This window comes from Rhizobium croatiense (assembly GCF_019793465.1).
Taxonomy (GTDB): Bacteria; Pseudomonadota; Alphaproteobacteria; order Rhizobiales; family Rhizobiaceae; genus Rhizobium; species Rhizobium croatiense.
Window position 1 is genome coordinate 1 of the sequence record NZ_JAILYJ010000084.1, and the last position, 397, is coordinate 397.

Below are 397 nucleotides of genomic sequence, written 5' to 3' on the forward strand. Positions count from 1 at the left end.
CCGATCATCGAGCAGGACACGGCCCGCATCACCCACGCCCAGAGCGCCGACGACTATGTCTCGATCGGGCGCGACGTCGAAAGCCAGGTGCTGGCCCGGGCCATCCACGCCCATATCCACCACCGCATCTTCATCAACGGCAACCGCACCGTCGTCTTCCCGGCAAGTCCCGGAAGCTATGCCTCCGAACGCATGGGCTGAGAGATGGTCGAGGTCATCGACGGCAAGAACGTAGCTGCATCAGTCATTCAGACGGTCAAGACTGCGACTGCGGCGCTGGAAAAGAGCAGCGGCGTCACCACCGGCCTGGCCGTCATCATCGTCGGCGACGATCCGGCAAGCCACGCCTATGTCGGCTCCAAGGGCCGCATGGCCAAGGAATGCGGCTTCAAGTCCG

1 protein-coding gene and 1 pseudogene are annotated in these 397 nt (G+C 63.7%); both read left to right on the forward strand.

The annotated features are described in order from the left end of the window. A pseudogene (gene purU, locus K6M89_RS30675) lies at window positions 1-201 on the forward strand (formyltetrahydrofolate deformylase); the annotation flags it as partial. A gap of 3 nt (window positions 202-204) precedes the next feature. After that, window positions 205-397: tetrahydrofolate dehydrogenase/cyclohydrolase catalytic domain-containing protein (locus tag K6M89_RS30680; RefSeq protein ID WP_281428496.1), on the forward strand; the 193-nt coding region annotated here is incomplete at its 3' end.